3 protein-coding genes are annotated in these 2,343 nt (G+C 65.9%); 2 read left to right on the forward strand and 1 reads right to left on the reverse strand.

All coding sequences use genetic code 11. The features are described 5' to 3' along the window. Positions 1-196: 196 nt before the first annotated feature. Positions 197-820, reverse strand: a complete 624-nt coding sequence (locus NS2_RS35435) for a TetR/AcrR family transcriptional regulator (RefSeq protein WP_036552808.1) — start codon at positions 818-820, stop codon at positions 197-199. A gap of 99 nt (positions 821-919) precedes the next feature. On the opposite strand from NS2_RS35435, the gene NS2_RS35440 reads away from it, so the two are divergent. Both NS2_RS35440 and NS2_RS35445 read left to right on the forward strand, forming a co-directional pair. Then, the gene (locus NS2_RS35440) at positions 920-2,059 is read left to right on the forward strand and encodes an acyl-CoA dehydrogenase family protein (protein ID WP_033091737.1); all 1,140 of its coding nucleotides are present in this window, start codon (positions 920-922) and stop codon (positions 2,057-2,059) included. A 2-nt stretch (positions 2,060-2,061) separates the two neighbouring features. Next, positions 2,062-2,343: thiolase family protein (locus NS2_RS35445; RefSeq protein ID WP_507763484.1), on the forward strand; the 282-nt coding region annotated here is incomplete at its 3' end.

A 2,343-nucleotide genomic window follows, 5' to 3' on the forward strand; every position in this document is an offset into this window, starting at 1 on the left:
ACCCGGCGACGGGTGGACATCGTGACCGCGCTGCCCGAGACCCGGTCGGGCAAGATCCTGCGAAAGGCGTTGCGCGGCATCGCTGATGGGCGGACCGAACCCGTGCCAGCCACCATCGAGGACCCGGCCGTGCTGGAAGCGCTGCGCCCCCTGCTCGCGCCGAACCGCTGACCCTGCCGGTATCCGACCGTCGTCGTCAGTCGCGTCCCGCCGCCTCGGTGAGCGCGACGGCGGCCAGGGTGCGCCAGTGTTCGAGCATTTGTTTGCGCCGCTGGGGATTTCGGCCCAGCATGTCGTCGACGATGGTGCCGCGCACGAAGTTGATGGTCATCCAGAAGGCGTGTTCCACATTGTCGGCGGGGATCTCCGGGCCGATCAGGGCGATGGCCTGCTCGAGAACCTCCCGGGCGAGGTCGCGCTGGACCCGCAGCATCCGCTCGGCCTGCTCCTGGTCGTGGCGAATGGCCACGAACAGTTCCACCGAGGCGCTGCCGAGTTCGCCCGCGAAGGTGGCGGCGATGAGATCGACCAGGATGTCGGCCGGTCGGGTGGTCGCCGAGACGGCCTCGGCGACCTGCTGCGCGGCGGCGCGCTGGCGGGTGGCCAGATGCTCGATGGCTTGCGCGAAAAGTTCTGTGCGCGTGTGGAAATGGTGCAGGAACGCCCCGCGCGTGACCCCGGCCCGACCCGAAATGTCGCCGGTGGAGGCATTGGCGTAGCCGACCTCGGCCAGGCTCTCGATGGTCGCGTCCAGCAGCAGGCCGCGGGTGCGCTGACTGCGCTCCTGGTGCTTGTTCGGGGGAAGTTCGGCAACCGGCATGTATTGAAGTCTAGCCAGATCGCAAATACATGCTACGGTGAACGTGATTTACGTTCATGTGTGAACGTAATGTTCTGATCAACTGCGAAAGGGTGGCCCATGAGCCTCCAACTCACCGATGAGCAGCGCAGTCTCGTACGGACCGTCCGCGAATTCGCGGCCCGGGAGTGCGGTACGCGAGAACAGCGGCTGGCTCTCACCGACCACGGCCGCAAGGGCAGCAACCTCGATATCGCGACCGAACTGGCCGAACTCGGCTTCCTGGGGCTGTCGCTACCGGAGGAGTACGGCGGGTCGGGCGGTGGCCTGTTCGATGCCTGCCTGTTCATCGAGGAACTGGCCTACGGCCGGATTCCGCTGGCCAGCTTCCCTGTCACGCTGATCGTGGCGCACAGCTACGCCAAGTTCGCCTCCACGGAGATCAAGAACGAGGTCCTCGGTTCGGTCACCGCCGGTGTACCCACCGCGATCGCCATGTCCGAACCCGGGTCCGGCTCCGATGTGGCCTCGCTGACGTGCAAGGCCGAGAAGGTCGAGGGCGGCTATCGGGTCAACGGGCAGAAGACCTGGATCTCCAACGGGCACATCGCCGAACACATTCTGCTGGTGTGCCGCACCGGCGACGGTGCGGACAAGCATCAGGGCCTGACCATGCTGTCGGTGCCCACCGGCACGCCGGGTATCGAGATCCGGCCCATCGCCACCATGGCCGCCGAGGTCAACGATGTGTTCTTCACCGATGTGTTCGTGCCGCAGGAGCGGCTCGTCGGCGTGGAGGGGCAGGGCTGGAGCCAGCTCATCGCCGGACTCAACATCGAACGCGTCATCATCGCCGCGCTCGGTCTTGGGCAGGCGCGCCGCGTCTTCGACGACACCCTGGCATATGTCAAGCAGCGCAAGCAGTTCGGCAGACCGATCGGCTCCTTCCAAGCCCTTTCTCAGCGGCTGGCGGATCTGGCCACCGAGTTGGAAGCCACCCGCCTGCTGGTGCACGACGTGGCGCAGCGGGTGGACGAGAATCCGGGCGCACTGTTGCAGCGCGAGGCGTCCATGGCCAAGTACAAGGCCACCGAACTCGCCAAACATGCGGCGCTGGAGGGCATTCAGATGATGGGCGGCATGGGCTACACCCAAGAAGCGGGCATGGAGGAACTGCTGCGGCACACCATTGTCGGCACCATCGTCGGCGGCACCAGCGAAATCCAGAAAGACATCATCGCGAAGACCCTGGGGTTGTGATCATGACCGAAAATTCCACTGGCGCATACATTTACGACGCCATCCGGACCCCGCGCGGGCGGGGCAAGAAGAACGGCTCGCTGCACACCGTCAAACCGATCGACCTGGTGACCGGCCTGATCGGCGAGATGCGGGCGCGCAACCCGGAACTGGACGTCGACCGCGTCGACGACATCGTGCTGGGCGTCGTCACCCCGGTCGGCGACCAGGGCCAGGACATCGCCAAGATCGCCGCCATCGCGGCCGGGCTGCCCGACTCCGTCGCGGGTATACAGCTTAATACT

It is taken from the genome of Nocardia seriolae NBRC 15557, from assembly GCF_007990715.1.
GTDB lineage: Bacteria > Actinomycetota > Actinomycetes > Mycobacteriales > Mycobacteriaceae > Nocardia > Nocardia seriolae.